This is a genomic window from Mycobacterium asiaticum, assembly GCF_001668675.1.
Taxonomy (GTDB): Bacteria; Actinomycetota; Actinomycetes; order Mycobacteriales; family Mycobacteriaceae; genus Mycobacterium; species Mycobacterium asiaticum_D.
In genome coordinates, this window is sequence record NZ_LZKQ01000203.1 from 1 (window position 1) to 2,413 (window position 2,413).

Below are 2,413 nucleotides of genomic sequence, written 5' to 3' on the forward strand. Positions count from 1 at the left end.
CAGCGCGTCGACCTGGGCCAATGTGTTGTCCGGACGGCAGGTGACCGGGTCGGTGACCATGCCGGCCTCGGACCGCTTCACCATTTCGACCTGGCCGGCCTGTTCGGCGACGGGCAGGTTGCGGTGCAGCACGCCCATGCCACCGGCCCGGGCCATCGCGATCGCCATCCGGGACTCCGTGACGGTGTCCATCGCCGAGCTGACCAGCGGTACCTTCAGCCTGATCCGCTTGGTGAGCTGGCTCGAGGTGTCCGCGGTGGCCGGGACCACGTCGGAGGCCGCCGGCAGCAGCAGCACGTCGTCGAAGGTCAGGCCCAGCATCGCGATCTTGTGCGGGTCGTCACCACCGGTGGGCACCGGGTCGTGCGCGAGGTCGCCCAGCTGGGCGTCGCGCACATATGGGCTGCCGACCAGGTCGGAGCTGTCTTCGAGGTGGGACATGCCACGGGACATCGGTGGAGCCCTCCAGATGCATGTTCGGGGTGAAAAGCTCATCCTATCGGCTCACGCGGACACTCCTACTCGCAAGTTCTGCGTGGCGCGTCACTGGCTTGAGAAGCGGCGCTGGAGTTCGGCTCGCCCGGACAATTTCTGGCATTATCACCGCCCGGCTGCGTAGGCTATGGGGGTGCGTGACCACCTCCCGCCGGGTTTGCCGCCTGACCCTTTCGCCGACGACCCTTGTGACCCGTCGGCCGCGTTGGAGGCCGTCGAGCCGGGTCAGCCGCTCGATCAGCAAGAGCGGTTAGCCGTCGAAGCGGATCTGGCCGACCTGGCTGTGTACGAAGCGTTGTTGGCGCACAGGGGAATTCGCGGTCTCGTTGTCTGCTGTGACGAATGCCAGCAGGACCACTACCACGATTGGGACATGCTGCGGGCCAACCTGCTGCAGCTGCTCATCGACGGCACCGTCCGCCCGCACGAGCCGGCCTACGACCCGGAACCGGACGCCTACGTCACGTGGGATTACTGCCGCGGGTACGCCGACGCGTCGCTCAACGAAGCGACCTCAGACGCGGACGGATTCCGGCGCCACCTCTGAGTTATTTCTATTTACTTCTGGGCCCGTTTCGCTCAGGGCGTAGGACCGGCTGGGAACGCCGTTCTCGGCGTGGCCGCCCCCGATGTCCTGTCCCACAGCTGTCCCGACGGTGTCGACGCCGGCGGGGACCCCGGCGCCGCCACCGGTGAGGTAGGCGAGGTCGGCGAGGTAGCCGAGGCCGACGTGCTCGGTTTCGGCGTGCCCTCCGATGACGGTGTGGGCGTGGACGGTGTCGTGCTGGGCGTCGGCGTGGTCGACGAATGCCGATGCTTGGTGGTGGTCGTGGGAGTAGTCGGTTCGGTAGGCGTAGTGGGTTCGGTGGTGGTGGCCTCCGCCGGGGGCGTTGTGCTCGGCGTGGGCGTGGGCGACGCGACGGTCGTGCTGGGTTCGGTGAGTTCGGGGGCGGGAGCCGCGGGCGGCGTCCACGAGTTCGCCGGGGCTTCGGGCGCGAGCTGTCCGCTCGGCGGCGCCGCCGGTCGCACCGTCGCGTTGGGATCGCGCTTTTCCACTTTGGTGTTCAGCTGGGTCACCTCGTCCAGCAGTCCCTGGCGCCGGCTGCCGTCGTTCACGCCTTGCAGGGTGCTGCTGACCTCGGCCAGCTGCGTTTGCGCCTGATCCCATTGACCTTGGGCGATCATCTGCTGAACCTTGGCCAGATCCGCCTTCGCGGACAACATGATCTGGTCGTCGCTCACCCGCGGCTCGTTGAACATCATGGCGTGCAGCCCGTAGAGCAAGTCGCCCGGACGGGCATCGGCGATCACGGCGCCGAACCCGCTGAGCATGAGCAGGGTGGCGGCCACCGAGCCGACCGCGGCCAGGCCGCGACGGCCCCGCCCGCGATGCATCATCCCGGCCCGTAGGGCATCCTCGGCTTCCTCCTGCGACACCAGCGCGCTGGCCGGCGGCCATCGCAGGTCGTCGCGCCAGTCCCCCAGCAGCGCGGTCAGGGGATCGTGCGCGGGAGCGCCGAAGTCGCCTTCGGTGCGTGCGGCCAGCGCGTCGAGCAACAGGTCGGTGTGGGCCACGTCGTCCAGGCGATCACCCCAGGCGCTGCCGAAATCTGAATTACGCATACTCACCTGCCGCGACGATCTCGTCTCTCAACCGTTGAAGTGCGCGATGCTGAGCCACCCGAACCGCTCCCGTGGTGCTACCCACCGCGGCGGCGGTCTCCTCTGCACTCAGGCCGACCACGACCCGCAGGACCAGGATCTCGCGCTGCTTGGCCGGCAGGATCTCGAGCAGTTCATTCATCCGCGTGACCGAATCGGCTTCGATGGCCCGCTGTTCCGGCCCGGCGTCCGCCGAACGGCGCTCGGGCACCTCTTCGGCGGGATAGGCCAGGTTCCGGCCGGCGGCGCGGTGTGC

At 68.5% G+C, this 2,413-nt stretch carries 4 protein-coding genes; 1 reads left to right on the forward strand and 3 read right to left on the reverse strand.

Going from position 1 to position 2,413, the window contains the following annotated elements; translation table 11 throughout:
- On the reverse strand, positions 1-453 hold a 453-nt coding region (locus tag A9X01_RS17230), incomplete at its 3' end, for an IMP dehydrogenase (protein WP_172832546.1).
- Between the two features lie 175 nt (positions 454-628).
- Here A9X01_RS17230 and A9X01_RS17235 point away from each other — a divergent pair.
- Positions 629-1,042 (forward strand): DUF5319 domain-containing protein, encoded by a 414-nt coding sequence (locus A9X01_RS17235; protein WP_036356422.1) that lies wholly within the window; start codon positions 629-631, stop codon positions 1,040-1,042.
- 32 nt (positions 1,043-1,074) lie between these two features.
- On the opposite strand, the gene A9X01_RS29270 is transcribed toward A9X01_RS17235, so the two are convergent.
- Complete coding sequence (locus A9X01_RS29270; protein ID WP_081282434.1) at positions 1,075-2,118, reverse strand: anti-sigma-D factor RsdA; 1,044 nt, start codon at positions 2,116-2,118, stop codon at positions 1,075-1,077.
- Positions 2,111-2,413, reverse strand: a 303-nt coding sequence (locus A9X01_RS17245) for a sigma-70 family RNA polymerase sigma factor (protein ID WP_081282435.1), incomplete at its 5' end; no start/stop codon positions are given. The genes A9X01_RS29270 and A9X01_RS17245, both read right to left, overlap by 8 nt.